The organism is Eggerthella hominis, from assembly GCF_014287365.1.
Lineage (GTDB): Bacteria > Actinomycetota > Coriobacteriia > Coriobacteriales > Eggerthellaceae > Eggerthella > Eggerthella guodeyinii.
On record NZ_JACOOA010000006.1, the window covers coordinates 28,272 to 54,505 of the forward strand.

General features: G+C 67.6%; 24 protein-coding genes and 1 riboswitch. Of the genes, 12 read left to right on the top strand and 12 right to left on the bottom strand.

The features are described 5' to 3' along the window. The first annotated feature begins 92 nt into the window (after positions 1-92). The 3 genes from H8S61_RS12970 to H8S61_RS12980 all read left to right on the top strand — a co-directional run bounded on the left by H8S61_RS12970 (position 93) and on the right by H8S61_RS12980 (position 2,642). A complete protein-coding gene (locus tag H8S61_RS12970; RefSeq protein ID WP_160942877.1) occupies positions 93-1,778 on the top strand; it encodes an FAD-dependent oxidoreductase in 1,686 nt (561 codons plus the stop codon). A gap of 20 nt (positions 1,779-1,798) precedes the next feature. Then, positions 1,799-2,257: a hypothetical protein gene (locus H8S61_RS12975; RefSeq protein WP_015760321.1), complete on the top strand. Its 459-nt coding sequence runs from the start codon at positions 1,799-1,801 to the stop codon at positions 2,255-2,257. A 181-nt stretch (positions 2,258-2,438) separates the two neighbouring features. After that, positions 2,439-2,642 (top strand): cold-shock protein, encoded by a 204-nt coding sequence (locus tag H8S61_RS12980; RefSeq protein WP_015760322.1) that lies wholly within the window; start codon positions 2,439-2,441, stop codon positions 2,640-2,642. A gap of 88 nt (positions 2,643-2,730) precedes the next feature. Here the strand turns inward: H8S61_RS12980 and queA are convergent, their stop codons facing one another. Both queA and H8S61_RS12990 read right to left on the bottom strand, forming a co-directional pair. Then, positions 2,731-3,816, bottom strand: a complete 1,086-nt coding sequence (gene queA, locus H8S61_RS12985) for a tRNA preQ1(34) S-adenosylmethionine ribosyltransferase-isomerase QueA (protein ID WP_160942876.1) — start codon at positions 3,814-3,816, stop codon at positions 2,731-2,733. A gap of 128 nt (positions 3,817-3,944) precedes the next feature. Continuing rightward, the gene (locus H8S61_RS12990) at positions 3,945-4,682 is read right to left on the bottom strand and encodes an epoxyqueuosine reductase QueH (protein WP_186939275.1); all 738 of its coding nucleotides are present in this window, start codon (positions 4,680-4,682) and stop codon (positions 3,945-3,947) included. A 79-nt stretch (positions 4,683-4,761) separates the two neighbouring features. Between H8S61_RS12990 and H8S61_RS12995 the strand changes: the two genes are divergently transcribed. The 3 genes from H8S61_RS12995 (at position 4,762) to secD (ending at position 9,611) form a co-directional block, all read left to right on the top strand. After that, a complete protein-coding gene (locus tag H8S61_RS12995; RefSeq protein ID WP_186939276.1) occupies positions 4,762-5,571 on the top strand; it encodes an HAD family hydrolase in 810 nt (269 codons plus the stop codon). A 1-nt stretch (position 5,572) separates the two neighbouring features. Then, positions 5,573-6,718, top strand: coding sequence for a tRNA guanosine(34) transglycosylase Tgt (gene tgt / locus H8S61_RS13000; RefSeq protein WP_186939277.1), 1,146 nt, complete (start codon positions 5,573-5,575; stop codon positions 6,716-6,718). Positions 6,719-6,908: 190 nt separating this feature from the next. Beyond that, the gene (gene secD, locus H8S61_RS13005; RefSeq protein WP_186939278.1) at positions 6,909-9,611 is read left to right on the top strand and encodes a protein translocase subunit SecD; all 2,703 of its coding nucleotides are present in this window, start codon (positions 6,909-6,911) and stop codon (positions 9,609-9,611) included. Positions 9,612-9,694: 83 nt separating this feature from the next. Here the strand turns inward: secD and H8S61_RS13010 are convergent, their stop codons facing one another. Continuing rightward, positions 9,695-11,317, bottom strand: a complete 1,623-nt coding sequence (locus tag H8S61_RS13010; RefSeq protein ID WP_186939279.1) for an FAD-binding protein — start codon at positions 11,315-11,317, stop codon at positions 9,695-9,697. A 242-nt stretch (positions 11,318-11,559) separates the two neighbouring features. On the opposite strand from H8S61_RS13010, the gene H8S61_RS13015 reads away from it, so the two are divergent. After that, the gene (locus H8S61_RS13015; RefSeq protein ID WP_009304873.1) at positions 11,560-13,059 is read left to right on the top strand and encodes a helix-turn-helix transcriptional regulator; all 1,500 of its coding nucleotides are present in this window, start codon (positions 11,560-11,562) and stop codon (positions 13,057-13,059) included. A 608-nt stretch (positions 13,060-13,667) separates the two neighbouring features. Here the strand turns inward: H8S61_RS13015 and H8S61_RS13020 are convergent. Continuing rightward, the gene (locus tag H8S61_RS13020; RefSeq protein WP_222617715.1) at positions 13,668-15,200 is read right to left on the bottom strand and encodes a YfcC family protein; all 1,533 of its coding nucleotides are present in this window, start codon (positions 15,198-15,200) and stop codon (positions 13,668-13,670) included. Continuing rightward, a complete protein-coding gene (locus tag H8S61_RS13025; protein ID WP_186939280.1) occupies positions 15,197-16,414 on the bottom strand; it encodes a M20 metallopeptidase family protein in 1,218 nt (405 codons plus the stop codon). The genes H8S61_RS13020 and H8S61_RS13025 overlap by 4 nt, the downstream gene beginning before the upstream one ends. Positions 16,415-16,613: 199 nt before the next feature. Between H8S61_RS13025 and H8S61_RS13030 the strand changes: the two genes are divergently transcribed. Then, complete coding sequence (locus tag H8S61_RS13030) at positions 16,614-18,095, top strand: response regulator transcription factor (protein WP_186939281.1); 1,482 nt, start codon at positions 16,614-16,616, stop codon at positions 18,093-18,095. Positions 18,096-18,188: 93 nt separating this feature from the next. Then, on the top strand, positions 18,189-18,509 hold the full coding sequence (locus tag H8S61_RS13035) for a DUF1292 domain-containing protein (protein ID WP_009304869.1): 321 nt from the start codon (positions 18,189-18,191) through the stop codon (positions 18,507-18,509). Positions 18,510-18,531: 22 nt separating this feature from the next. Here H8S61_RS13035 and H8S61_RS13040 read toward each other — a convergent pair whose 3' ends face one another. Further along, on the bottom strand, positions 18,532-18,726 hold the full coding sequence (locus tag H8S61_RS13040) for a hypothetical protein (protein WP_101721836.1): 195 nt from the start codon (positions 18,724-18,726) through the stop codon (positions 18,532-18,534). A 135-nt stretch (positions 18,727-18,861) separates the two neighbouring features. Here H8S61_RS13040 and H8S61_RS13045 point away from each other — a divergent pair, with 135 nt between their 5' ends. Continuing rightward, on the top strand, positions 18,862-19,080 hold the full coding sequence (locus H8S61_RS13045) for a helix-turn-helix domain-containing protein (RefSeq protein WP_009304867.1): 219 nt from the start codon (positions 18,862-18,864) through the stop codon (positions 19,078-19,080). Positions 19,081-19,090: 10 nt separating this feature from the next. On the opposite strand, the gene H8S61_RS13050 is transcribed toward H8S61_RS13045, so the two are convergent. Genes H8S61_RS13050 through H8S61_RS13070 form a run of 5 tightly spaced genes read right to left on the bottom strand, consistent with a single transcriptional unit; the run spans position 19,091 to position 22,718 of the window. Beyond that, complete coding sequence (locus H8S61_RS13050; RefSeq protein ID WP_009304866.1) at positions 19,091-19,504, bottom strand: pyridoxamine 5'-phosphate oxidase family protein; 414 nt, start codon at positions 19,502-19,504, stop codon at positions 19,091-19,093. 42 nt (positions 19,505-19,546) lie between these two features. Next, positions 19,547-20,341, bottom strand: a complete 795-nt coding sequence (locus H8S61_RS13055) for an energy-coupling factor transporter transmembrane component T family protein (RefSeq protein WP_186939282.1) — start codon at positions 20,339-20,341, stop codon at positions 19,547-19,549. Beyond that, positions 20,334-21,311 (bottom strand): energy-coupling factor transporter ATPase, encoded by a 978-nt coding sequence (locus H8S61_RS13060; protein WP_186939283.1) that lies wholly within the window; start codon positions 21,309-21,311, stop codon positions 20,334-20,336. The genes H8S61_RS13055 and H8S61_RS13060 overlap by 8 nt, the downstream gene beginning before the upstream one ends. Beyond that, positions 21,287-22,108, bottom strand: a complete 822-nt coding sequence (locus H8S61_RS13065) for an energy-coupling factor transporter ATPase (RefSeq protein ID WP_015760330.1) — start codon at positions 22,106-22,108, stop codon at positions 21,287-21,289. The genes H8S61_RS13060 and H8S61_RS13065 overlap by 25 nt, the downstream gene beginning before the upstream one ends. 4 nt (positions 22,109-22,112) lie before the next feature. Next, on the bottom strand, positions 22,113-22,718 hold the full coding sequence (locus tag H8S61_RS13070; RefSeq protein WP_186939284.1) for an ECF transporter S component: 606 nt from the start codon (positions 22,716-22,718) through the stop codon (positions 22,113-22,115). Between the two features lie 137 nt (positions 22,719-22,855). Further along, positions 22,856-23,031: riboswitch (FMN riboswitch) on the bottom strand. 149 nt (positions 23,032-23,180) lie between these two features. Between H8S61_RS13070 and H8S61_RS13075 the strand changes: the two genes are divergently transcribed. Continuing rightward, entirely contained in the window at positions 23,181-23,681 is a 501-nt protein-coding gene (locus tag H8S61_RS13075; RefSeq protein ID WP_015760332.1) for an L-2-amino-thiazoline-4-carboxylic acid hydrolase, read from the top strand. A gap of 104 nt (positions 23,682-23,785) precedes the next feature. After that, positions 23,786-25,234, top strand: coding sequence for an alanine/glycine:cation symporter family protein (locus H8S61_RS13080; protein ID WP_186939285.1), 1,449 nt, complete (start codon positions 23,786-23,788; stop codon positions 25,232-25,234). A 304-nt stretch (positions 25,235-25,538) separates the two neighbouring features. On the opposite strand, the gene H8S61_RS13085 is transcribed toward H8S61_RS13080, so the two are convergent. Then, positions 25,539-26,228, bottom strand: a complete 690-nt coding sequence (locus H8S61_RS13085; RefSeq protein ID WP_186939286.1) for a hypothetical protein — start codon at positions 26,226-26,228, stop codon at positions 25,539-25,541. Positions 26,229-26,234 lie beyond the last annotated feature (6 nt).

Consider the following 26,234-nt stretch of genomic DNA (forward strand, 5'->3'; position numbering starts at 1 on the left):
TGCGGGCGCGCGCACCTGACGGCTATGCTTCGCCTCGAGCTGCGGATAGAAGGTCCGCAGGAGGGTAGTCATACGAATCAGGAGGGATCGGCATGAGCATGTCAACGGGAATCTCGAGGCGAAGCCTGCTCAAGGGAGCGGCGTTGAGCGCGGCGGGCGTGGCGGCGCTGGGCGTCATGGGGTGCAGCCCGCAGGCGTCGGGCGCATCCGACGACGCGGCCGCCTCGGGCGCGGCGACCGAAGGAGCCAAGCATACCTGGGAGGTCAAGCCCGACCCCATCGCGGCCGACAAGATCAAGGAGACGGTGGACACCGACGTGCTCGTCATCGGCGGCGGCTATTCCGGCACGTGCTGCGCGCTCAGCGCGGCGGAGAACGGCGCGAAGGTGATCCTCGTCGAGAAGGACGCCATGCTGAACGGCCACGGGGTGGGCGGCACGGGCGCCATCGGCTCGCGCGAGCTCGACAAGCTCGACATCAGCTTCGACAAGTCCATCGAGATGGAACGTTGGGTTTCCACGTGCGGCAACCGGTGCCGCGAATCGCTCGTGGCGAAGTGGTTCCGCGAGTCCGAGCGCTGCATGAACTGGTTCCTCGACTTGGCCGAGAGCAACGGCGCCACGTGCATGGTCACGGTGGGATCGCGCAGCACGGTGCATCCCGAGATCGACTGCTACCATATGATCATGGGCGGCGATATCTTCGAGCAGCACACGATGGCCGATTTCGTCGAGTACCTGTTCGAATCCGAGGCGCTGAAGAACGGCGCCCAGTTCGTCTACGAGATGCCCGCCGTGCAGCTCGTGCAGGACGATTCCGGCAAGGTGACGGGCGCCGTCTGCGAGAACAAGGACGGCGAGTACGTGCAGTACAACGCCAGCAAGGGCGTGGTGCTGGCCACGGGCGATGTGAGCTACAACGACGAGTATCTGGAGGAGTTCGCGCCCATAGCGTTCAAGGTGATGACGCGCCTTTGCTCCGACCAGGGCAACGTGGGCGATGGGCACAACATGGCCGCCTGGGCCGGCGGCGCCTTCCAGGCCGCTCCGTGGCCGACCATGATGCACCCGCAGGCGGCGGCCGCGTTCCACGGCCCCTTCCTGTTCGTGAACCCCGCCGGCAAGCGCTTCATGAACGAGGCGACGTGGGTGCAGGGCAAATGCGTGGGCGTCATGGTGAACGGCGGCTCCGATCACGCGTGGTCCGTCTTCGATGCCAACTGGCAGACCGACCTGCTGGACAGCTTGCAGTACGGCGGCGGTATGTTCTGGGACAGCTTCCGCGCCTACGGCACCGACTACCAGACCGCGGTGGACTCCCATGCGCAGACGGTGGAGACCGGCCTGGAAAAGACGCCGGCCTACTACAAGCGCGCCGACACCCTCGAGGAGCTTGCGGAGCAGCTCGATGTGGACAAGGACGAGTTCCTCGCGACCGTCGAGCAGTACAACAAGCGCTGCGAGGCCGGTGAAGACACCGATTTCTACAAGGAGAGCCACTTCCTGTACCCCATCAAGGAAGGCCCCTTCACGGCGTGCATGGTGGCGCCGGGCCTCTTGGGCGTGTGCGGCGGCGTGCACATCTCGGACGAGTTCGAGGTGCTCAACGACGCCGACGAGCCGATCGAGGGCCTGTACGCCATCGGCAACTGCGCGGGCGACATCTACGCTTACGACTACCCCATCAACGTGCAGGGCAACAGCCACGGTCGGTGCCTCGTCGAAGGCAAGTGCTTGGGCGAGCAGCTGGCGGGCGTGTACGACCAGGTGAAGGCCTAGGACCGCAAAGGAGCACTCGGATGAGCGACGAAGCCTACGAGCATTTGGCGGATCTGCTCGACGCGCTGCCCGCCCTGCAGGAGAAGGGCGCGATGCTTGCGCGGGCGCGTTGGGCGGACCGCGTTGCGCAGCTGGCGGACGAGCGCGAGACGTGCGCGTCGCTGCTGGAAAGCGCCGACGATCGCCTTCGCCAGGCCGAGGAGCGCCTTGCCCGCGCGGAAGGCGTCGACGAGGCGGCGCGCGATGACGCCCGGAGGGCCGTGCTGCATGCGGCGGCTCTCCGGGGGTTCCGCATCGCGCCGCGGCAGAACGCCGACCGCGCGTTGCAAGACGCCCTCGCCGCCAGCCCGTTCGACACGGTCGCCGATGCGCGGTCCGCCCGCATGGAGCCTGAGAGGCGCCAAGCGCTCGAAGCCGAGATCGCCGCATACCAACGCGACTACGCCTGCACGCTCGCGAAGTGCGAGCAGGGGGAGTGAGTCCTCCGGCAAACCCTCATGCAACGGATTGGTAAAATAAGGACGAAAAAGAGAATCCCGAGCTTTTTTGTTGCCGCATAGCGTATAGTAAGCATGTGCCCTCGAGGTGAGGGCGAGTGTTGCGGCCGTGCAGCACACAGTGTTACCTCCTCGGGGACGAGGAGAGGAAAGAGGATTTAAAATGGCGGAAGGTACTGTTAAGTGGTTTAACCCGGAAAAAGGCTATGGCTTCATCTCCCAGAAGGATGGCGAAGACCTCTTCGTGCATTTCTCTGAGATCAAGATGGACGGCTTCAAGACGCTCGACGAAGGCTCTGCGGTGCAGTTCGACGTCACGACCGGCCAGAACGGCAAGCTTCAGGCAAGCAATGTGACGAAGGCATAAGCAGACTTACTTATAGAATGCTGAAATGGCCCCGCAAAAGCGGGGTCATTTTTTTGCGTCGCAGAAGGTTTCTAGAACCGCGCCCGCGTTAGCGGATGAACATGGCGTCGCCGAAGGACAGCATGCGGTAGCGCTCTTCGATGGCGTGGCGGTAGGCGGCCATGATGTGCTCGCGCGTGGAGAACGCGGACACGAGCATCATGAGCGTGGAGCGCGGCACGTGGAAGTTCGTGATGAGGGCGTCCACCACGTGGAACTGCGAGCCGGGCAGCAGGTAGAGCGAGGTCGTCTCGCGATCGCGCGGCGTGACGGCGCCCGCCTCGGCGTCCCAGGCGCTCTCGAGGCTGCGCACGCTCGTCGTGCCCACGGCGATCACGCGTCCGCCGCGCTCGCGCGTCTCGGCGATGGCGTCTGCCGTGCGCTCGGGCACCGTGTAGTACTCGGTGTGGATGACGTGCTGCTCGGGGTCGTCCTCGTCCACGATGCGGAACGTGTCGAGGCCCACTTCGAGTTCCACGGTCTCCCAGCGCACGCCCTGCTCGCGCAGGCGCTCGATGAGCGCGGGGGTGAAGTGCAGGCCCGCGGTGGGCGCGGCGGCCGAGCTCTCGCGGCGGGAGTACACCGTCTGGTACAGTTCCTCGTCGCCCGCGTAGTTCTTGATGTAGGGCGGCAGCGGCGTGTGGCCCACGGCGTGCAGCGCCTCGTCGAGGGAGGGCAGCGGCGTGGTCAGGCGCGCGAGGCGCTCGCCCTTCTGCGCGTTCTCGGCCCAGTCGACGATCTCGGCGGACAGGGCAACCTCGCCTCGTGCGTCGACGAAGTCCACCACGGCGCCGGTGCCCGGCTTGAGGCGCTTGCCGGGGCGCACGAGCACCTCCCACAGCGCGCTCTGGTTCGTGCGCGGCTCGCGGTCGCGCACCTCGCGCAGCAAGAACACCTCGGCCGAGCCGCCCGTGCCGCGCTTCGCGCCGAGGAGCCGCGCCGGCATGACGCGCGTCTCGTTGGCGATGAGCAGGTCGTTCGGGCGCAGGTAGTCGGCGATGTCGCGGAAGATGCGGTCCTCGATGGCTCCGGTGGCTCGATCCATCACGAGCAGGCGGCAGCCGTCCCGCTCGGCGGCGGGCTCCTGCGCGATGAGCTCGGGGGGCAGATCGTAATCGAAATCAGAGGTCTTCATGCGTGCGTCCTTCGTGCGTCGTGAGGTCGGCGGTGCGAACTGCCTATTATAGGCCTTGTTGCCCGCCGATGGGCGCTTATCCGTCCCACTCCATCTTGCGTCGCATCTCGCCGGCATGCCGGGTGCGCCTACCCCTCGTCGCGTTCCTGATCGCGCAGGGCTTTCAGCACCGCGCGCTTGCGGGCCTGCTTGGCGTCGTAGGCCGCGCGCTCGGCCTTGCGCGCGGATCGCTCGGCCTCGGCTGCCGCGCGCTCGGCGGCGCGGGCCGCAGCCTCCGCCTCGCGGGCGGCCGCCCGCTGCGCCTTGCGCTCGGCGCGCTCGGCGGCGGCCTCGGCGTCCGAGAAGCGGCAGCCGCAGTAGTTCTGGCGGTACATTCCCAGCTCGCGGCTGCGGTGCGTGGCCTCGTCGTAGAAGGGGCGGTAGTCCTCGAACAGCGGCTGCACGCCCGCGGCGGAGGCGGCGCGCTCCAGCTCTTCCCGGATGACGTCGGTATATTGGTAGGGGCTCACCGACAGCGTGGTGCCCAGCGCGTCGAACCCCTGCTCGGCGGCGAGCGCCGCAGCCTCCTCGAAGCGCAGGCGGTAGCACGCGCGGCAGCGCGCCTCGCGACGCGCGGGGTCGTGCGCCGCCTCGCCGACGCGACCCGCGCACGCCTCCCAGGCGGCCGGGTCCCAGGCGCCCTCCACCACGGGCACCTGCTCGCCCGCGGCCCAGGCGCGCAGCGTGGCCAGGCGGTGCGCGTACTCGTCAGCAGGTGCGATGTTCGAGTTCATATAGGCGATGGTCAGGTCGTGCCCGGCCGCGCGCAGCAGGCGCACGGGTTCGAGCGAGCACGGTCCGCAGCAGGCATGAAGCAGTAATTTCATCGGGTTTCCACGCTCCTTCGCAACGTGACGTATACTACCATGCTTGCAAGCGTATTCATCGAATCAAAGGATCGACGCCATGGCATCTCGCACCTATCGCGCAATCTTCTTCGACCTGGACGGCACGCTGCTGCCCATGGAGCTCGACGAGTTCCTGGGCGCTTACTTCGAGGCCATCGCGAAGTTCGTCGCCACCCGCGGGCTCGACGCGGCGTCGTTCTCCGCCGGGCTCAAGGCGGGCATCGGCGCCATGGCCGCCCACGACGACGAGCGCACGAACTTCGACGCGTTCTGGGAGGCGTTCTTCAGCCACGCCGATCGCGACGCGGCGGCGTGGAACGAGCTGCTCGCCGGCTTCTACGAGCACGATTTCGGCGCGATCGGCGCCGGCGTCGTCTCCAACCCGGCCGCCGCGCGCGCCATCGAGACGCTGGCGGCGAAGGGCTACCCGCTCGTGCTGGCCACCATGCCCATGTTCCCGCGCCGCGCCGTGGAATGGCGCCTGTCGTGGGCGGGCGTCGACGCCGCACGCTTCGCGCGCATCACGTCGTTCGAGAACTCCACGTCGGTGAAGCCGAAGCTGGCCTACTACGCCGAGAACGTGGCGGCCTGCGGTCTTGCCGGCGAAGACGTGCTCATGGTGGGCAACAACACGGTGGAAGACCTGGCCATCCAGGGGCTCGGCGCCGACGCGTTCCTCGTAATCGACCACCTGCTCGACCCGACGGAGGGCTTCGACTTGGGCGCCGTCAAGCACGGCACCATGGAGGAGTTCGCCGCCTGGGCCGAGGCGCTGCCCGCGTGCGCCGACCCCGCGCAGGCCATCGACGCGGACGTCGTCGACGCCGCGGCCCGCGCGGCCGCGCTGTCCCGCGCAAAGGAGGCCTAGCATGGCGCTGTTCGACTGCGAGCTCCAAGCGACGAGCGGCCACGCCCGCGCGCTGTCCTACGAAACGGCGCACGGGTCGTTCCAAACGCCCATGTTCATGCCGGTGGGCACGAGCGCCTCGGTGAAGGGCGTCACCGTGGGCCAGTTGAACGACCTCAACGCCCAGGTGGTGCTGGCCAACACGTACCACCTGTCGCTGCGCCCCGGCGCCGACGTGGTGGCCGAGGCCGGCGGCGTGCACCGCTTCATGAACTACGACGGCCCCATGCTCACCGATTCGGGCGGGTTCCAGGTGTTCAGCCTGGCCGACACGCTCAAGCTGGACGACGAGGGCCTCACGTTCCGCTCCATCTACGACGGGACCAAGGTGCGCTGGACGCCCGAGAGCAACATGGAGATCCAGGAGCAGCTGGGCGCCGACATCGCCATGCAGCTGGACCAATGCACGCCCTACCCGGCCGAGAAGGCCTTCGTGGCGAAAGCCGTCGATCTGTCGGCCAACTGGGCGCGCCGCTGCCTGGCGGCGCATCAGCGCCCCGACCAGACGCTGTTCGGCATCGTCCAGGGCGGCATGGAACTGGACCTGCGGCTGGAATCCATCCGCCGCTTGCGCGAGATCGAGGACGAGAGCCTGGCGCGCGGCGGGCGCCGCTTCGGCGGCTTCGGCATCGGCGGCTACTCGGTGGGCGAGGATCACGAGGTGATGTTCGAGACGCTGGGCCCCGTCGCCCGCGCCTGCCCCGAGGACCGTCCGCGCTACCTCATGGGCGTGGGCAACCCCACGACGCTCGTGCGCGCGGTGCGCGAGGGCGTTGACATGTTCGACTGCGTGCTGCCCACCCGCACGGCGCGCATGGGCACGGCGTTCTCGTCGACGGGTCGCATGAACATGCGCAACGCGAAGTTCACGCGCGACTTCGGCCCGCTCGACCCCGCGTGCACCTGCCCGACGTGCCGGAACCACAGCCGCGCCTACATCCGCCACCTCGTGAAGCAGAACGAGATGCTGGGCGGCATCCTGCTGTCCGTCCACAACCTGCACTACCTCATCGATCTCATGCGCCGTGCCCGCGAAGCGGTGCTGGCGGGGGCGTACGAGGAGTTCTTCGAAGCCTGGATGGCCAGTCCCGCGGCGAAGGACTACTAGGGAAGGCGCTCGGGCGGGCGCTTTCCCTGACCGGGGCCGTAACCTAACCGTAGGGATTAGCCCTGATCTTTTCGGCACCCTTCCTTCCGCATTCTCCTGGGTTGTGGCACAATGGGACAGTTACTGTGCAGGGAGCCTGCGGGCTCGCGCACGACGCACGCACGAGAAGCTCAACGAGGGAGAACGTCACATGGCGGCAACGCAGAAGACGAAGAAGAAACCCGCTCGGCCCACCGATCGGCGCAACATCTGGCTGCTCATCATCACGACCCTGCTGGTGCTGGGGTCCGTCTTCATGTTCACGCCGCCGCAGGAGAAGATCAACCAGGGCCTCGACATCCAAGGCGGCCTGTCGGTGGTGCTGACGGCGAAGAGCACCGACGGCCAGGCCGTGTCGAACGACGACATGGAGAAGAGCCGCGCCATCATCGAGAGCCGCGTGAACGCGCTGGGCGCCTCGGAGGCCGTGGTGCAGGTGCAGGGCACCGACCAGATCCTCGTGCAGATCCCCGGCCTCACCAACACCGAGGACGCGCTCAACACCATCGGCAAGACCGGCAAGCTCGAATTCGCGCGCCTCGACTCGTTCACCGACGAGGACGTGAAGACGAAGATCGAGAACGGTCAGGCCTCCGGCGAGGGCACCGTCTCCGACGACCTCGGCGTGGCCACGCTGCCGACGGGCGAGACGCAGCACCTCAAGGTGGAGGACGGCACGTACACGCCCATCGTCACCGGCTCGAACATCACGAAGGTCGACATCGGCAAGCGGAGCGACACCTCCACCGACTACGCCGTGAACATCTCGCTCGATTCGGCCGGCGCGGCGGCGTTCGCCGAGGCCTCGAAGGACCTCGCGCCCACGAAGGGCAAGATCGTCATCATCCTGGACAACGAGGTGCAATCGGCGCCCGCAACGCAGTCCGAGATCCCCGACGGCAACATCCAAATCACCGGCAATTACTCGCTCGACGAGGCCAAGGCGCTGCAGACCGTGCTGGAAAGCGGCTCGCTGCCGGTGAGCTTCGAGTACGCCCAGAGCCAGACCGTCGGCCCGACGCTCGGCCAGGACGCGCTGGCGTCCGGCGTGCTGGTGGCCCTCATCGGGCTGGCGGTGGTCATGCTGTACCTGCTGTTCTTCTACCGCGGCCTCGGCGCCATCACCGCCGCCGCCATGATCGTATTCGCGGTGCTGTACCTGGGCATCCTGGCCACGCTGTCGTCGTTCGGCCTGTTCAGCCTGTCGCTCGCCGGCATCGCCGGCATCGTGCTGACCATCGGCATGGCGGCCGACTCGTCCATCCTCACGATGGAGCGCTTCCGCGAGGAGATCCGCATGGGACGCAGCGTGCGCGCCGCGTCCGTGACGGGCGTGAAGCACGCCATCGTCACGTCGGTAGACGCCGACCTCGTGACGCTCGTGTCGGCGCTGTCGCTGTTCTTCCTGGCCAGCGCCTCGGTCAAGGGCTTCGGCCTGACGCTGGCGCTGGGCATCGTGTGCGACATCGCCATGATGCTGCTGTTCAAGGCGCCGCTCATCCGCGTGCTGGCGCCGAAGGTCATCGCGCGGCACCCGGGCTTCTGGGGCATCAAGGACAGCCTGGCCGCGTCCAGGGACTACGCGGCGCTCGCCGCGGCCGAGGGCACGAGCGTGGCCGCGGCCGAGGCCGGCGAGACCATCAACCCGACCGAGTCCGAGGAGGCCGCCGAGCGCCGCGAGGGCGCTGCCGGCGAGGCGGCCGCGAAGGCGGCGCGCAAGCCGCGCGGCAAGTTCATCAAGCACGACATCAACTTCCTCGGCTACCGCCGCGTGTTCCTCGGCGTGGCCGCCGTGCTCGTGTGCGTGTCGCTGGCCATCGTGGGCGTGAAGGGCCTGAACTTCGGCATCGAGTTCGTGGGCGGCACGTCGGTGTCGTTCCACGGCACGGGCGATGTGACCACCGAGCAGATGCGCACCGCGTTCGACCAGGCCGGCGAGCCCGATGCCGTCGTGCAGACGACGAACGCCGACGGCGACGAGGGCTACCTCGTGCGCACCACCACCACGAGCGCCGAAGAGGCCACGCAGCGTGCGAACCAGGTGGCCGACAGCCTGGGGCTGTCCACCGACAGCTTCGAGGTGACCACCATCGGGCCCGATTGGGGCGCCAGCGTCATCCAGTCGTCGCTCATCGCGTTCCTCGTGTCCATCGTGCTCATCATCATCTACATCGCCATCCGCTTCGAGTACAAGATGGGCGTCACCGCCATCGTGGCGCTGCTGCACGACCTCGTGCTGGTCATGGGCGTGTACGCGCTCGTGGGCCGCGAGGTGAACCCGAACACCATCGCCGCGCTGCTCACCATCCTGGGCTACTCGCTGTACGATACGGTGGTCGTGTTCCACCGCATCAACGACAACATGCAGTCCGACGACATCAAGTGCACGTTCATGACGATGGCGAACCACTCCATCAACCAGGTGCTCGTGCGCACCATCAACACGACGCTCACCTCGCTCATCCCCGTGCTGGCCATGCTGCTGTTCGGCGGCGAGACGCTCAAGGACTTCGCGTTCGCCATGGTCATCGGCCTCGTGTGCGGCTCGTACTCGTCCATCGCGGTGGCGTCGCCCTTGTACGCGATGTGGAAGACGCGCGAGCCGCGCTACCAGAAGCTCGTGAAGAAGTTCGGGCCCGAGGTGGGTCGCTTCGAGTTCGGCAACCCGAACGCGATGGCGACGGCGCTCGCGGGCAAGAAGGCCGTCAAGGCCACGGCCGCCCCGACGGCCGTCCCGACGGTCGGGGCCGCGGCGGAGAAGCCGACGGTCGAAGAGCCGCACGGCGCGACCGCCGCGAAGAGCGCGCCGAAGCCCCCGAAGGGCAAGCGCAAGAAGCGCCCCGACAAGAAGTAACGCCAACGGCCCCGGACATCCGGGGCCGTTGCTTTAGCGCGCCGCCGGGAGGGGGGCGGCGCGCGAGGATGGGCGGTGCGGGGCTACTTGCCGGCGACGGCGCGTCCCACCACGTAGCCCTGCGTGTGGCAGCGGCCGAGGGAGAGGCCGGGCACCGTCATGGGGTAGTCGGGGCTGCCGAAGAAGTTGCCGGCGCAGTTGCCGATGGAGTACAGGCCCTCGATGGGCGCCCCGTCCTTGTCGAGCACCTGCATGTCGGCGTTCACGTTCACGCCGTGGATGATGGTGGACAGGCCGATGCGGCGGTGGATGCCGTAGAACGGCGGCGTGACGATAGGCTTGAGCCACTTCGCCGCCTTGCCCATGTCCTCGTCGACGCCCAACGCGCACAGCTCGTTGTAGCGCGCGACGGTCTTCGCGAAGGCGGCGACGTCGGTCAGGCCGAGCTTCTCTCCCAGCTCCTCGATCGTGTCGGCCGCGTAGGTGTTGATGAGCGTGTCGTACACGCCTTCCTTCTCGCCCTCGACCTCGGGCATGTAGTTCACCATGGCCTCGGGCGGGATGAGGGCCCCGGGCCAGTCGGCGCAGTCGGTCATGTAGTTGCTGTCGAACACCTGGGTGTACCAGCCCTGATCTTCCTCGCTTTTGAGGAAGTTGCCCATCGTGGCCATCTCGGAGCGGTTCTCGTTGCAGAAGCGCGTGCCGTCGTTCTTCACGCACAGGAAGGGCATGTCGGCCATCGACCCCGGGCCGGCATCGAAGTCGTGGAGCACCTTCGAGCCGCACACGTCCTCCATGCGCCCGCCGGCCCACACCATCATCTTCTGCCCGTCGCCGGTCTTGTTCTGCTCCTTGCGGTAGATGTTCGCCATCTCCGCTTCGTAATAGGCCATCATCTCGTCGTCGTTCTCGTAGTCGCCCGTGGCGATGATGACGCCTTTGGACGCGTTGAACTGGATGTAGCCGTCCTTGCCCTCGGCGACCACGCCCGTCACCGCGCCGCTGTCGTTCTGCACGAGCTGCGCGGCAGGGGTGGAGTAGAAGATCTCGACGCCCTGCTGCTCGGCGTAGTCGGCGATGTCGCGCATGCCGTTGCCCGTGTTGTAGGGCTTGGGGCCGAAGTCGAAGGCGAAGTACGTGATGTCGTACCCGTCGATCTGCTTGATGGGCCCCGTCCACTTCGCGGTGGAGTCCACCACCTGCGCACCCGCCTTCTGGGCGATATCCCACAGCCACTGCAGCGCCTCGCCGGAGTTGTACGCCCAGAGGCGCACCTGCTCGCGATCGGACCGGTGGCAGCAATCCTCCGTGATGAGCGACACGACGGCCTCGACCCCGGCGGGGTCGGTCTGGTCCAGGATGATGGAATCGCAGGTGTTGCCCTGCGAGATGGCCGTGGCCTCCTTCTGCAGCAGCGCCACCTTCGCGCCCGCCTCGAAGGCGGACAGCGCTGCGGGCACGCCTGCGGCGCCGGCTCCCACGACCACGACGTCGTAGTCCTTCGTCTCCAAGATGTCGGTGATGGGCTCCGGTTTCGCGAAGAAGCTGGGCAGCCCGTCCTCGGCCGCGGCGCCCGCGTTGGCGGATGCGGCCGTGCCGGCGGCGCTTCCCTGCGGCGCGCACGCGCTCAGCATGGATGCCCCGGCGGCGCCGACGGCGGCGACGCCGCCGAATTTGAACAGGTCGCGACGTGAAATGGTGCTCATGAGTTGATTCCCTCCTCGGTCGGTGCGGTTCGTCCCCTGCGGAACGGGCCCACCATAGGGCAGCGGGCGGAATGCGCGCATCGACCGCACGGGGATTCGCAGGCTTAAAAATCGTAACCCCCGCGCATAACCCCCTGTTTTGCTCGGACGATGCAAAACCACCCGTCGCGCGGTTTCTCGGTTCGGGGCGTTTCGTCTATAATCGCCCCGAGGCTTGACGGGACGAAGGGGAGCTCCTCGACATGTCGGTGGAACGGGAAGATCATCAAGAAGAATCTCAGGAAGCGCCGGTCCGGAGGCGGTCGCGGCTGTTCTGCGGCGCGATCGCGGTGCCGGTCGCCTTTTTGGGTTTGGGCGTGTATCGCGCGTGGATCGAGATCATGTTCGTGGGGTCGTTCGTCGATTTCCCCGCGGTGGCGTTCTCGGGGCGGGACCTGTTCGACCTGACCATGGTGGTGACCGCGGTCGCCTGCACGCTGCTCGCGCGTAGGATCGGGCCGTTCTTCGACAAGCCGGCCGTCTACGCCCTGTGCGCCGCGACGCTGACGGCGTCCACCGTGCTCATGTTCGCGTCGTGCTGGCTGCCCGGCATCGCGCCGGCGGTGGGGGTGCCGGCCACGCTGCTGGGAGGGTTCGGCATCGCCTTGCTCATCCTGTTCTGGAGCGAGCTGTACGGCTGCCTGAACCCCTTGCGCGTGGCGCTGTACTATTCGGCGTCCATCGTGGTGGGCGCGCTTGTGCTGTACGTGTACCGCGGGTTCATGCTGCCGTGGCTGTTCGTGATGACGTCCCTGCTGCCGGCGGCGTCGCTCGTGCTGCTGCGCCGCGGGTTCGGCAGCCTCCCGACGGCCGAGCTGCCCTCGACGTCGTGGACGCGGTTCTCGGTGCCGTGGAAGGCGGTGCTGTTCATGGCGGCCTACGCGTTCGCGTACGGGCTCATGGAGGGCGGGCTGTACGCCGGCGCGTTCGGACCGCACTCCGCGCCGGGGACGCTGGCGGTGGGCGTGCTCGTGTTTTTGGGCGTGGCGGTGCGCGGCGGGCGCTTCGACTTCGGCATCATCTACCGGGTGGCGCTGCCGCTCATGGTGGTGGCGCTGTTCCTGCTTCCCACGCTCGGGCACGTGCAGGGCATGGCGGCCAGCTTCTGCGTCTCCGCCGGGTACACGGCGCAATCCGTCCTCATCATGCTCATCATGGCGAACATCTGCTACCGCTACGGCGTGTCGGCCCTGTGGCTGTTCGGCATCGAGCGCAGCGTGCGGCAGGTGTCCATGTGGCTGGGGCGGCTCGTGGCCGACGGCGCGCAGTCGTTCGACGTGCTGGGGGGCAACGGCGAGCTGTTCATCTCGCTGTTGACGGTGGTGGCCATCGTGACCGCAACCACCATCCTGTTCTCGGAGCGCGACCTGTCCAGCCGCTGGGGCGCGAACTTCCTGGCGGGAGGCACCGACTCGGCCGCGATGATACGCAAGCAGGAGCTGGCCGACCGCTGCGCCGAGGTCGCGCGCGCCTACAAGCTGTCCACCCGCGAGGAGGAGGTGCTGTTGCTGCTGGCCCAGCGCAAGACGGTGGGCATCATCGAGCGCGAGCTGTTCATCGCGAACGGGACGGCGAAGGCCCACGTGCGCCACATCTACCAGAAGCTCGACATCCACACGCGCCAGGAGTTGTTCGACCTGTTGGGCGTCGAAGCGCGCGAGGGCGGCAAAGGCGCGGGCGCGACGGCCGACGAGGGACTGTAAGGCGCCGAGCGTCCGCGCATCGCGGTAGCGCTGAGGTCGGTCGCGTCGCTTCGCCGCTGCGCGTCTGCGGCGAAGCGCTCGGAGAGGCGGCCCGTTCGCGTTTCGGATCACTCGGCGATCGAGGAACCGCTGAGCGATACGGGGAGCCTTCGCGAGCGCTAGCTTTCCGCCGCCGTGGCATGGGGAGGGGAGTCTATGCGCTTCCGTCGTCGAACCAAGATCGGCATGTTTCGTGCGGGCGCGCTTCCCGATGTCGGCGTGAAAGCGAAATTCCCTTTTTTTGCACAATAATCCGCGACGTGCGGTGGTTGGCAGGGTTTTGGGAGGCTCTCGGAGCTTCGGAATGCGCCCCTGGCGAGTGACGGCTGCCGTTTCCCCAGTTCGCGCGATCCCTGGAAACATTGGGAGGGTTGTAAGGCGGCGCACGTCGCGGTTTTTTGCTCATTTGGGAGAGTTTTTGCGTGCAGAAGCCGCGCAGAGCCTCCCGCCTCCAGCCTCCGAACGCGAGAAAGCGAGCCCAGGCCGGAGCTCGCTTTCTCGCAAAGACGGGTCGATGCCCGAATATGCGCCGCCGCGAAGGAGGACGCGGCGGCGCTCCAAGGGGTCTCCTACATGATGAGCATCGCCGCGGTCAGCACCACCACGAGCACGATGCCGGTGACCACGATCACCTTCATCACCCACTTGAGCATGGTGGCGTACTGCACCTTCGCCAGCGCGAGGCCCGCCAGCACGGCGCCGTTCAGCGGCGTGATGATGGCCACGAGGCCGTGGGCGGCCACGTAGATCATGACCATGACCTCGGCCGAGAAGCCCAGGCCGTTCGTCAGCGGCCCCATGATGGGCATCGCCAGCGTGGCCATGCCGGAGCTCGAGGGGATAGCGAACGACAGCACGAAGTAGAACAGGAACGTGGCGGGCGCGAAGATGAAGGCGGGCACGCCGGATAACGCGTTCGCGGCGTTCGTGAGGATGAACGTGTCGAGCTGCGTCTCGCCCATGATGACGGCGACGGAGCGCGCCAGCGCGATGACGAGCGCGACGCTGACCATCTCGGCGCAGCCGCCGAGGAACGTCTTCACGATGTCCTTGCCCGCGAAGCGCGCGAAGATGCCGATGACGATGGCCATGAGCAGGAACCATGCCGTGGCCTCGTTGAAGTACCACATGCCCAGCGGCACGCCGGTGAGCACCGCGCTCCAGGCGCCCGCCGGATCGTCGACCGAGCCGCCGGCCATGAAGACGTCGATGCCGAAGTTCTGCCACGGCACGAAGCCGACGATCATGACGACGAACGTGAGCGCGAACAGCACGAGCACGACCTTCTGCTTGCCGGAGAGGACGGCCGAGAACGCCGGGTTCTCCGCATCCTCCTCCATCTGGCCGTACTCCTTCTCGGACTCCTCCTGCTCCTGCAGCGACAGGAACGTGGAGCCCTTGTCGGCCTTGACCTTCTTGGCGTAGCGCATGACGAAGAAGATGGAGATGGCCTCGGCGATGACGAACAGCACGAGCCCGAAGCCGATGATGACGCCCTGGTCGATGGCGATGCCCATGTCGGTGAGGGCGGCGGTGGCCACGCCGACGGAGAACGGGTTCACCGTGGAGCCGATGCAGCCCGCGCCCGCGCCCAGCAGCACCACGAGCGCGCCGGTGAGCGTGTCGAAGCCCGCGGCGTACATGGTGGCGGCCAGCAGGATGTAGAACGGCACCGTCTCCTCCATCATGCCGTAGGTGGAGCCGCAGATGCCGAACAGCAGCATGAGGATGGGGATGAGGACGAGCTCGCGGCCCTTGAGGGCGCGCACGAGCGTGGCGACGCCGGTGTCGAGCGCGCCGGTCTTGTTCACCATGGCCAGAAAGCCGCCCAGCACGAGCACGAACACGCACACCTGCATGGCGCTCGAGAAGCCGAGCACCGGGGAGGTCAGAACGTCGGCGAACGACGCTCCGGTGACCTCGCTCGTGAAGAACGACATCACCACGGTGACGAGCGCCACGACGATCAGGCACGCCACGAGGATGATGAAGGAGTCCGGTGCGCCTTTCTTCTTGCGCTTCTTCTTGCCGCCGGGCTCGGGGGCCGTGGCGGCGGGCGCGCCCTCGGCGGCTTCCGTCGCCAGCTTCTCGTTCTCGCTCATCGCTCGTTCTCCTTGTCGTCGCGCGCGCGGGCTTCCAGCCAGCGCAGGGCCATCGTTGCGGTCATCGCCGCGCCTTCGACGAACACGCTCTCGTCGAACACCACGCGGGAGTTGTGCACGGGGTAGCGCACGCCTTCGTCCTCCGAGCCGGTGCCCATGACGAAGTAGGTGGTGGGCACGGCCTGCGAGATGACGCTCATGTCGTCGGAGCCCGAGATGGGCTTGTCGAGGATGGTGACGGGGCGGCCGGTGAGGTCCTCCACGTAGCCGATCAGCTCGTCGGTGAGCTCGGGGTCGTTGTACACGCTCGGCACGCCGCGGAGGAACCGCACGTCGACGCTGCCGCCGAAGCCCTCCGCGATGCCGCGGCACATCGCCTCCATGCGCTCCTTGAGATGCGCGCGGGTGCCCTCGTCGATGGTGCGCAGGGTGCCCAGCAGGTGCACGTCGTCGGGAACGATGTTGGCGGCCGTGCCGCCGTTGATGGCACCGAACGTGATGACCGCCTGGTCGTTCGGGTCGAGCTCGCGCGCGATGAGGTTCTGTGCGCCGAAGAAGATATGGCAGGCGATGTTGAACGGGTCCACCAGCTGGTGCGGGCGCGAGCCGTGGCCGCCCTTGCCGTGCACGACGATGTCGATGTCGTCGATGGACGAGAAGCCGGTGCCCGGGCGCGTGGCGATCTCGCCCAAACGGTAGTCGAACGGCATGAGGTGGATGGCCGTGGCGGCGTCGACGTGCGGGTTCTCCAGCACGCCCGCGTTGATCATGGCCTCGTTGCCGCAGATCTCGTCGGGTGCGCAGCCCTCCTCGTCGGGTTGGAACATGAGCTTCACGCAGCCGGGCAGCTCGGCCTCGCGGCCTTTCAGGATGCGGGCGGCGCCCAGCAGCATGGCGGTGTGCGTGTCGTGCCCGCAGGCGTGCATGTAGTCGGTCGGGGAGGCGAAGGGCAGCCCCGTCTCCTCCTTGATGGGCAGCGCGTCCATGTCGGCGCGCAGCATGAAGCAGCGGCCCGCCGACGGGTCGCCGATGGTGGCCACGAGGCCGCCCGGCACGATCTCTTCCGGTTCGAGACCGATTTCCCGCAGACGCTCGGCCACGTAGGCCGTCGTTTGAGGGAGGTCGAACCCGATTTCGGGATGCTCGTGCAGCCAGCGGCGGTCGGCGATGATGTCGCCTTCCAGCGCTTTGGCTTCTTCCAGGACACTCGTCATACGATGATGCCTCCTTCGCTCGAGGCGGGCGGGGCTCCCTTGCGTTGGGGAATCCCGTCCGTTGCCTGCACCCCGCGTGCGGGGCGCCTTCTGCGGGGTACAATACGGAGGCGAGGCGGGGGTGATCGTCACCCCGCTGGCGTTACGCGAGGGCGAACGGTAGGTTTTCGACGGTAAACGGTAGAGAAACGGGGGCGAAATGCGGAATGCGGAACGGACCGCCAGCGGGCGGAACGCCGGCGGCGAGCCTTCTCGCCCCGCCGTCGCGCGCGATCGGCTGATCGACGCGCGCAGCCTCGTGGCCGTGTGCGCCCTGTCGCTGTCCACGTTCGTGCAGAACGGCTACGTGTACCCTCCCTTCAACGCGGTCGTGCCGTGGGGGTTCGCGCTGTGCGGGCTTCTGTACGGCGCGGCGTTCGGGTTGTGGGCGTTCGCGGCGCACCGCAGCAGCTCGCCGCTGCCGGTGCGGGCCGTGACGGTCGGCGCGCTGGCGGCGCTCGCGGCGGGATGCGGGCTGTGGATGCTCGGCGTGCAGAACGGCTACGCGGCGGCGCTCGGCGTTCCGGGCGCGGCGCTGCTGTCGTGCGGGCGCAGCTGGGCGGTCATCGTGGCGGGGCTGTCGCTCACGCGCCTGCGCCCGCGCGGCGTGCTCGTCACCATGGCCGGCGGCGTGTGCCTGTCCTACGCCGTCTACCTTGTGCTCGACCCGCTGCTGGCCGCCTGCGCGCCGGTCGTCTACGCGCTCCTGCCCGCCGTCGCCCTCGCGGCCGTGGCAGGCCCCGTCGCGCGCCTGCGCGACGCGCTGCCGGACGGCGCCCCGCCCAGCGAGCTGGCGCTGACGAACCCGGGTTCGTTCCCCGGGCCGTTCAACCGGCTGTTCGTGTGCATCTTCCTGTTCGAGGTGGCGTTCGGCCTGTCCATCACGTTCGGCGCGGGCCCGACGGCCTGGTGGCAGAGCGCAGCGTGCGGCGTCGCGCTGCTGGCGCTGGCCGCGTGGTGCGCGCGCACGCAGCGCGCGTCGCGCGAGGACGCGCTGTTCCACGTGTCGGGGCTGCTCGTGGTGTTCGGGTTCTTCGTCTCGGCCGCGCAGACCGCCGTGCTCGGGTCGGTGGCCCTCGGCGCGCTCACCGTGGGCGCGCAGATGTTCAGCGTCCTCACCTGGGCGACGCTCGCCATCATCGCGGCGCGCAACCCCTCGGGCGGCATCGCGGCCCTCGGCCAGGGCTTCTGCGCCTCGAACCTCGGCGCCACGACGGGCGTCGTGCTGGGGCATCTGCCCGTCGCCGCCGACGCCGCGGGCGCCGACGTACGCCTGCTGCTGCTCGCGCTCGTGGCGGCCGCCTTCGTCGGGTACGTGTGGATCGGGCTCAAGGACTTCAGCTTCTCGGCGGCCATCCGCGGCGTGAAGCCGGTGGAGGAGGTGGAGGCGCCCGCCGCTCCCGAGGCCGCCATCGACACGCGCTGCGCGCACCTGGCGTCCGTCCACGGGCTCACCGAGCGCGAGGGGGAGGTGTTCGCGCTGCTGGCGCGCGGGCGCAACGGCGCGTTCATCCAGGAGGAGTGCCGCGTGACGCGCAACACCGCCAAGACGCACATCCGCCACATCTACCAGAAGCTGGGCGTGCACACGCAGCAGGAGCTCATCGACCTGGTGGAAAGCGGACGCGACTTCATCGTCTAACGCTTGTCTGTCGTTGCCGGCGCGCACCTGCGCATCGGGCGGCGCTTGTGGTACCCTAACGCCAACGATCAAGCTGAAGGTAAGGAGCCTACGATGCGCGAAGGAAGCGCTCCCAATTTCTGCCCGCCGACCGAGGAGGGCGTCACCCTTGTGCTCGAGGACGAGACGGGCGAGCAGACGGAACTCGAGTTCCTCGGCCTCATCTTGCACCACGACCGCAGCTACGGCTTCTTCTTCCCCGTAACAGAAGACGAGCCCGTGGGCTCGTCCGGCGAGGTCGTGCTGCTTGAGGTGACCGAGCTCGACGAAGACGGCCAACCTGCGGCCTTCGAGTTCGTCGAGGATGAAGCGGTGGCGGCCGAGGTCTACGAGGACTTCCGCACCGCCACGAAGGACCTGTACGACTTCGCGTAGCCGTACCGGCTTGGCGCGCGCGTCAGCGGCCGAGCGGGTCCCAGCCCGTCGGGGGCTTGACCCGCTCGGATTGCGCGATGGCCGCCACGTACATGATCTCGTGGTTGATCGCTTGCTCCAGGCGGCACACCTCTTCCTCGGTCTCGGCGTATTCGAAAATGCGCGCTGCCGCGCGTCTGATCGTGTCCATCAATTCTTCGTACTCGGTTCCGCTCATGTGCGACCTCCGGCGATCTTGCCCTCAAGCAATGACCCTCTCGATAAACTCATAGTACAAACCTCTTGTTTTATTGACGGTCTGTAAACTATAGTTTACGACTTTTCCTCCCGCCGGGACTAGCCTTTAACCGGCATGGAGAACACTTCACTAAAAACTCAGCTCGGAACCAATATCGCGAGGCTCCGCGCGAGCGCGAACGTGTCGCAAACGTCCTTCGCTCTCATGGTGGGCGTCAGCCGCAAATACCTCATCGATATCGAAAGCGGAAAAGCGAATCCGACGGTCGACATGCTCGAGCGCATCGCGGGCGGCTTGGACACCACCGTGGGCCAGCTGTTCGAGGGTCTGTGAGGGGTCGCCGCTACAGCTCGACGGGATTCCAGCTTCCGTCGATGTCGCACAGCCATGCTTCGGGATCGCGCACGGTGAAGAACGTGAGCGTCTTGTCGTCCGGCCCCTCGTAGCTCTCGCCGAGCCCCGTCATGTGCTCGTACCCCGCACGACGAACCTCATCGTTCGCCCGATCTTCGAGAACAGCTTCCCCCCGCATGATAACCCAGCCGCTGCCCGGTTTCCAGGCGGTCAATTCAAACTTTGGGTTGAGCTCCAGCTCGCGGTACACGTCCTTCGTGGTGGCGGTGCAGAACCAGATCCGGCCGTCCTGCACGGCGGCGAAGCTGAAGGGGCGCACGTGCGGCTGATCGCCCTCGCAGGTGGCCAGGTACCAGGCCGGGACGCTCGTGAGGTAGTCGACGATGGTGTTCGTTCCGTTCATGGGGGTTCCTTTCGGTTGGAGTAGGACGGCTTCGGAGCGGTCCTACCAGGGGATGAAGTTGGTGGCCACGACGCAGGCCAGCATGGCGACGATGACGACGACGCCGTTGCGGTCGAGCGCGGTGAACACGAGGGGATGCAGGCGCGTGCGGCCGACGCCGCCGTGGTAGCAGCGGGCCTCCATGGCCGACGACAGCGTTTCCGCGTGGCGGAACGCGCTGGTGAACAGCGGCACCATGAGGGAGGCGAGCATGCGCAGCCGCCCTTTGGAGAACGTGGCGCCGCGGCTGATCTGCGCGCGGTACACGGTTTGCAGCTCGAAGGTGAACTGGGGCAGGAAGCGCAGGGCGATGCCCATCATCATGGACAGCTCGTGCGCCGGCACGCCGATGCGGCTGAAGGGGTGCAGCAGGTACTCGAACGCATCGGTGATGTCGAGCGTGGCGGTGGTCAGGGTGAGCAGGCTCATCCCCAGCAGCAACAGCAGCAGGCGGCAGGCGATGAAGGCCGCCTGCCACAGGCCCGCCTCGCTGATGCGGATGATCCACCACTCGAACAGCACCGTGCCGCCCTGCACGAAGAACACGTTGAGCAGGGCGGTGACCACCACGATGAACGCGAGCGGCGCGATGGACTTGAACGCCGAGCGGATGGGGATGCCCGCCAGCCTGAAGAAGCCGAACACGAACGCCGCGCACACCGCGAGCCCGAGAAACGACTGCGCGACGAACACCACCGCCATGAGCGCGAGCGCCAGCAGCAGCTTTGCGCGCGCGTCCATGCGATGCAGCGGGCTCGTGCCCGGCCAGTAGCGTCCGATGACCGCGATGTCAGGCATGAGGGGCCTCCGAGGCTTCGACGGCCGCGCGGTAGGCGCCCGCCAGCTCGTCCGCCAGCGCTTTCACGTCGTACAGCTTCGACGGCAGCTCCACGCCCGCTGCGCGCAGCTCGTCGGCCAGCTTCTGGGGGGCGGGCACGTCCAAGCCGATGGCGCGCAGCCCCTCGCCGTGCGCGAACACCTCGGACGGCGTGCCGAACGCGAACTGCCGGCCCTCGTTCAGCACGAGCACGCGGTCGGACAGGCGGGCGAGGTCGTCCATGCTGTGCGACACCATGACCACGGTGAGCCCGCTGCCGTGCAGCTGGGCGATGAGGTCGAGGAACTCCTCGCGCGCCACGGGATCGAGGCCGGCCACCGGCTCGTCCAGCACGAGGACGCGCGGCTCCATGGCCAGCACGCCCGCGAACGCCACGCGGCGCTGCTGGCCGCCCGACAGCTCGAAGGGGCTCTTGTCGCCCAGCTCGGCGATGTCGAGGCGCACGCTTTCCAGCGCGGCGGCCACGCGGCGTTCCACCTCGTCGGCGGACAGCCCCAGGTTGCGGGGACCGAACGCCACGTCCTCGCGCACGGTGGCGGCGAACAGCTGGTACTCGGGATACTGGAACACGAGCCCCACCTTGCCGCGGCAGGCCTGCGCCGCGCGCTTGTCGGCCAGGTCCTGGCCGTCCAGCAGCACGCGCCCGCGCGTGGGGCTCACCAGCCCGTTCATGTGCTGGATGAGGGTGCTTTTGCCGCTGCCGGTGTGACCGGCGATGCCGAGGAACTCGCCGTCCTCCAGCTCGAACGTGATGTCGCGCAGCGCCCACACGGCGTCGGGGTCGCCTCCCCAGGCCGGCTTGCCGCGCTCGAGCGAGGGGGCGTCCTCGATCACGCCGGCCTCGCGGCGGCGCTTCGCCCGCGACTTCCGCTTCTCCTGGCGGGCGGGGTCGGCGTACGAGTAGCTTACGCCTTCGAAAGCAATCGGCACAGCTCCTCCTTCAACGTGGTCGTCTCGATGTGCATGCCCACGGGCACGCCGCGCCGCCCCAGCTCGAGCGACAGCTCGGCGGCGAACGGCAGGTCGAGGTTGAGATGTTCCAGCAGCTCGGCCTGCACGAGCACGTCCTGCGGCGTGCCGTCGCAGGCGACGCGACCCTCTTCCAGCACGATGACGCGGTCGGCCTGCGCGGCCTCCTCCATGAAGTGCGTGATCATGACGACGGTCATGCCGCGGTCGTGCAGCTCGTGGCACACGCGCATGAGGCCCTTGCGGCCGCGCGGGTCGAGCATGGCCGTGGCCTCGTCCAGGATGAGGATCGAGGGCTCCATGGCCAGCACGCCGGCGATGGCGACGCGCTGCTTCTGCCCACCCGACAGCGCCGCGGTCTCGCGCTTGTCGAAACCCTGCAGCCCCACGTCCGCCAGCGCGTCGGCCACGCGCTGGCGGAGGTCGTCGGTGGGCACGCCCAGGTTCTCGGGACCGAAGGCCACGTCGTTCTCGATGAGGCTGGCCACCAGCTGGTCGTCGGGGTTCTGGAACACCATGCCCGCATGGCTGCGGATGAAGTAGGTGGACCGCTCGTCGCGCGTGTCGTGGTCGAGCACGGTGACGCTGCCTTCGTCGGGCACGAGCAGCGCGTTGATGTGCTTGGCCAGCGTCGACTTGCCCGAGCCGTTGCCGCCGAGGATGCACACGAACTCGCCCGGGGCGATGCGCGCGTCCACGCCGTCCAGCACGAAGCGGTCGCCGTCGTACGTGAAGCCTGTTCCCTTGAACTCGATCATGCGGTTAGCGTCCCTTCACCTGCTTCTTCTTGGGTGTGATCAAATTGGAGATGCTCTTGTACACGATGAGCGTGAGCACCGCGTTGATGCCGGCCTTGATGAGGTTGAACGGCGTGAGGATGGGCAGGATCATGGCCACGACGGCGTCGAGCGGCACGCCCAGCCACATCGGCGTGATGACGAGGTTGCCCAGGATGGCCATGACGGTGGCCGTGATGGCGCTCAGCACGAGGCCGATGACGCCGCTTTTGAACGTGCGCGAGCGGCGGTACACGAGCGCGGCGGGCAGGATGAAGCCGGCCACCACGAGGATGTTCATGACGGCGCCCGAGAAGTCGGCCATGAGGATGCCGTGGATGACGGCGCCCACGACGCCCACCGCGAGGCCGGCCGCCGGGCCGAAGGCGAAGCCGCACACCATGGCGGGCATGGCGGAGGCGTCGTACTTGAGCCAGGTGACGCCGGGTAGCAGCGGGAACTCCACGAACGACAGCAGCACGCCGATCGCGCACATGAGCGCCATCGTCACGAGCTGGCGGGTGTCCCACTTGTTGGTGTTGGTGAATTCGTACGTGTCCTGGGCGTTGGTGCCCGGTGCGTTGCCGGTCATGGCAACCCCTTTCTCTTGCAGGCCGTGACGTTCGGGTCACGTTTCCCGGCCTAAAGAGAAAACGAGCCCGTATGAATTCCTTCCATACAGGCTTCTTGGGGTCCGAGCCGACGCACGCGGGGCGTGGACGACGCGGATCTCTGCCTCTTCCATCCGGACTATACCGTTGGTTCCGGAATCGCACCGGAATCAGCCTGCAACCGCACTCCCTATCGGGGACGTTCGCAGGGTCGCGGACTCCCGGCTCGCCGATGCGGGGCATCGCGGCCGGATTACCGCCAGTGAGGAATTGCACCTCGCCCTGAAACAGAATCCATGCGCTGCATTGTAGCGGCCTTGTTGCCGTCTGGCAACCACGCAATGACCGAATGGGGGACAATGCGCAGGTTTTGTGGGTTGGGCGGCGCCTCGTTGCCGTATAATCGCAGCAACGAAGAGGGTCCGGCACGAAGGGGAGGCACCATGGCCGAGAGCAGAATCGTCAACGAACCGCGCAGCAAGAACCCGCTCGTCAAGGCCATCCGCGAGCTGCTGGAGCATCGCGCGCTGTGGCTGTACCTGCTCACCGACGAGGCGGCGAAGGCGGGCGCCGACCCGGCTGCGTTCGCGCCGGCGGCCGTGAAGCGCTGCGGGTTGTTCCAGGGCGCGGAGCTGGTCGCGAAGGGCGGCGGCACGAACAGCCTGAAGAGCCTCAAGAAGGGCCTGTTCGGCAAGCCGGCGCAGATGGTGTTCGAGATGGACGTCAAGGACGTGCAGGATGACCGCTTCGAGCTGGAGTTCCACTACTGCCCGCTCGTGAAGGCGTGGCAGAAGCAGGGCTGCACCGACGAGGAGATTTCCAACCTCTGCGACTGGGCCATGTGCGGCGACCGCGGCATCGGCGAAGCCTACGGCTGCGACCTCGACCTGCCCAAGACCATCGCCCGCGGCGACGACGTCTGCCATTTGATCTACCACCGCTAAAAAGGCGGCCGCAGGAAGCCTCGGCCTGCGCCGGGGTAACCGTTTGTGGACGGGGGGCGTTGTTTTTGCTGATCGGGCGAACTACGGGGTAGAATAGCGGAATTATGTTCGAACTACTCAACACCATCGACGCATTTGTATGGGGCCCCGCGATGATCGCGCTCTTGCTGGGCTCGCATCTGTTCTTCACCTTCAAGACGGGGTTCATCCAGCGCAAGCTGCCGCAGGCCATCAAGCTGTCGCTGTCGAGCGACCCCGAGGGCAAGGGCGACATCAGCCACTTCGGCGCGCTGGCCACGGCGCTGGCCGCCACCATCGGCACCGGCTCCATCGTGGGCGTGGCAACGGCCATCCTCGCGGGCGGACCGGGCGCGGTGTTCTGGATGTGGATCACCGGCGTGTTCGGCATCGCCACGAAGTACGCCGAGGTGTACGCGGCCGTGAAGTACCGCGTGCGCGACCACAACGGCGCCATGCTCGGCGGCGCCATGTACATCTGGGAGCGCGCGTTCAGGCGCAACGCCGAGGGCAAGCGCGACCCGAGCCCTGGCGGGCATACTCCCTGGTGGGCGAAGCTCGGCGCCGTGGCGTTCGCCGCGTTTGCCGCCATCGCGGCCATCGGAACCGGCTCGGCCGTGCAGGCGTCGGCCATGTCCGGCATCATCACCTCGAACGTGGACGTCCCCGCGTGGGTCGTCGGCGTGGTCATCGTGGTGCTCGTGTCCGTGGTCATCTTCGGCGGCGTGCAGTCCATCTCGAAGGTGTGCGAGCGCCTCGTCCCCATCATGGCCGTCGCCTACGCGGGCGGCTGCCTCGTCATCCTCGCGTTCAACTGGGCGCTCATCGGCGACGCGCTGGGGCTCATCCTGGAATGCGCGTTCACCTCGAAGGCCGCGTTCGGCGGCGCGGTGGGCTCGGGCATCATGATGGCGCTGCAGTTCGGCTGCGCGCGCGGTTTGTTCTCGAACGAGTCGGGCCTGGGGTCGGCCCCCATCGTGGCCTCGGCGGCCTCCACGCGCAACCCGGCGCAGCAGGCGCTCGTGGCGATGACCGGCACGTTCTGGTCCACCGTGGTCATCTGCGCGCTCACGGGCATCGTGCTCGTGTCCACGATGCTGGCGAACCCCGACATCGCGTCGTCCATCATGGCGAACCCCACCGTCTACTCCGGCGCGATGCTGGCCAGCGAGGCGTTCGCGAAGATCCCCTACATCGGCACGCCCATCCTCGTGCTGGGCATGGTGGCGTTCAGCTACACCACCATCCTGGGCTGGTCGTACTACGGCAACCGTTGCATCACGTACCTGTTCGGGCGTTACGCCATCCGTCCGTACCAGGTGATCTACGTGGCCGTGGCCTTCCTCGGCGCCATCGGCGTGGGCGACATCGTGTGGACGATCTCGGACATCGGCAACGCGCTCATGGCCATCCCCAACATCATCGTCGTGCTGCTGCTGAGCGGCATGATCGCGCGCGAGACGCGCCACTACGTGTACGACGGCAACCTCGACGAGGCCGACGACACGCCCATCCCGCAGCTGGAGGGGAAGTAGCGCCGCGACGCCGGGCGCTGCGCACGCCCGTTTTGCGCGGGAAGGGCGGTTGCCGCGGGAGTCGGCATCGGCCCGGCACGGGAATCGCGGAATTCTAGGCAATTTTGCCGTTTTGCGCACGGTCGAGGGCTGCGGTGTCCGAGGCGGCAAAACTGACCTGGGGCGATGCTCGCCCCTGTTCTGCGGCGGGGAACCGAAGGGCCGAAATCGCACGCAAAACGAAAAAATTGCTTGCTTCGGGCGAATTTCCGTGCCCGACGGCGTGCCCGGCTCCAAGCGAGCTCGAAGCCGGGCGCTCGAAGCTCTACGGCGTCGCGGGCCGCGCCCGCTTCGCGCGCAGGTGCGTCGCCGCGCGCAGCGCAACGTAGACCAGCATGACCGCCGTGTACGCGGCGATGCTGAACGCGGCTTTCTGCCCGCTCGACGAGACGGTGGGCGCCAGCACCAGCACGAGGTGCACGTACGTCAGCCCGAAGAACGCGTAGGCGGTTTTCTGCAGGCGCTTCCACGCGTCGGAGCTCATGCGGGCTTTCACCGCGTTGAACGACGTGACGGTGAGCGCCGCCAGCAGCACGATGAGCAGGCTCGACACGACGAACGACGCGACCATGCCCGCCGACATCCCGGCGAACCCCGACAGGATGTCGGCCAGGTACGTGCCCAGGTAGTTCGCCACGTGCCCGACGGTCAGGATGGCGGCGATGATGGACAGCTCGCCGCGGATGGGCATGAGCATCTGGCGCGCCTTCGACCCTTCGGGCAGCGCCCCGATGTACATGACGAGCGCGAACAGGGCGAACCCGAGCAGGCACCGCGTGAGGTACGGGTACACCGCGGCGGCGAACTCGCGCGAGACCCCGAACAGCACCCCTGACAGGAACAGCACGTCGACGGCCACGGCCACGATGTAGAACGACACGGCGTAGCGCTTGATCTGCCTGTGCAGCGCGCACGCGAACAGCACGCTGATGAGAATCGCCAGCAACACCTCCATGGGAAC

Excerpts from the sequence above, each read along its gene's own strand:
- tgt (WP_186939277.1), top strand. The coding sequence starts at position 5,573 with ATGGCGCTGTTCGACTGCGAGCTCCAAGCGACGAGCGGCCACGCCCGC.
- H8S61_RS13050 (WP_009304866.1), bottom strand. The coding sequence starts at position 19,504 with ATGAACGGAACGAACACCATCGTCGACTACCTCACGAGCGTCCCGGCC.
- H8S61_RS13035 (WP_009304869.1), top strand. The coding sequence starts at position 18,189 with ATGCGCGAAGGAAGCGCTCCCAATTTCTGCCCGCCGACCGAGGAGGGC.
- H8S61_RS13020 (WP_222617715.1), bottom strand. The coding sequence starts at position 15,200 with ATGAGCGAGAACGAGAAGCTGGCGACGGAAGCCGCCGAGGGCGCGCCC.
- H8S61_RS12995 (WP_186939276.1), top strand. The coding sequence starts at position 4,762 with ATGGCATCTCGCACCTATCGCGCAATCTTCTTCGACCTGGACGGCACG.
- secD (WP_186939278.1), top strand. The coding sequence starts at position 6,909 with ATGGCGGCAACGCAGAAGACGAAGAAGAAACCCGCTCGGCCCACCGAT.
- H8S61_RS13080 (WP_186939285.1), top strand. The coding sequence starts at position 23,786 with ATGTTCGAACTACTCAACACCATCGACGCATTTGTATGGGGCCCCGCG.
- H8S61_RS13040 (WP_101721836.1), bottom strand. The coding sequence starts at position 18,726 with ATGAGCGGAACCGAGTACGAAGAATTGATGGACACGATCAGACGCGCG.
- H8S61_RS13070 (WP_186939284.1), bottom strand. The coding sequence starts at position 22,718 with ATGACCGGCAACGCACCGGGCACCAACGCCCAGGACACGTACGAATTC.
- H8S61_RS13010 (WP_186939279.1), bottom strand. The coding sequence starts at position 11,317 with ATGAGCACCATTTCACGTCGCGACCTGTTCAAATTCGGCGGCGTCGCC.
- H8S61_RS13045 (WP_009304867.1), top strand. The coding sequence starts at position 18,862 with ATGGAGAACACTTCACTAAAAACTCAGCTCGGAACCAATATCGCGAGG.
- queA (WP_160942876.1), bottom strand. The coding sequence starts at position 3,816 with ATGAAGACCTCTGATTTCGATTACGATCTGCCCCCCGAGCTCATCGCG.
- H8S61_RS12990 (WP_186939275.1), bottom strand. The coding sequence starts at position 4,682 with ATGAAATTACTGCTTCATGCCTGCTGCGGACCGTGCTCGCTCGAACCC.
- H8S61_RS12975 (WP_015760321.1), top strand. The coding sequence starts at position 1,799 with ATGAGCGACGAAGCCTACGAGCATTTGGCGGATCTGCTCGACGCGCTG.
- H8S61_RS13025 (WP_186939280.1), bottom strand. The coding sequence starts at position 16,414 with ATGACGAGTGTCCTGGAAGAAGCCAAAGCGCTGGAAGGCGACATCATC.
- H8S61_RS12980 (WP_015760322.1), top strand. The coding sequence starts at position 2,439 with ATGGCGGAAGGTACTGTTAAGTGGTTTAACCCGGAAAAAGGCTATGGC.
- H8S61_RS13065 (WP_015760330.1), bottom strand. The coding sequence starts at position 22,108 with ATGATCGAGTTCAAGGGAACAGGCTTCACGTACGACGGCGACCGCTTC.
- H8S61_RS12970 (WP_160942877.1), top strand. The coding sequence starts at position 93 with ATGAGCATGTCAACGGGAATCTCGAGGCGAAGCCTGCTCAAGGGAGCG.
- H8S61_RS13015 (WP_009304873.1), top strand. The coding sequence starts at position 11,560 with ATGTCGGTGGAACGGGAAGATCATCAAGAAGAATCTCAGGAAGCGCCG.
- H8S61_RS13075 (WP_015760332.1), top strand. The coding sequence starts at position 23,181 with ATGGCCGAGAGCAGAATCGTCAACGAACCGCGCAGCAAGAACCCGCTC.
- H8S61_RS13085 (WP_186939286.1), bottom strand. The coding sequence starts at position 26,228 with ATGGAGGTGTTGCTGGCGATTCTCATCAGCGTGCTGTTCGCGTGCGCG.
- H8S61_RS13030 (WP_186939281.1), top strand. The coding sequence starts at position 16,614 with ATGCGGAATGCGGAACGGACCGCCAGCGGGCGGAACGCCGGCGGCGAG.
- H8S61_RS13055 (WP_186939282.1), bottom strand. The coding sequence starts at position 20,341 with ATGCCTGACATCGCGGTCATCGGACGCTACTGGCCGGGCACGAGCCCG.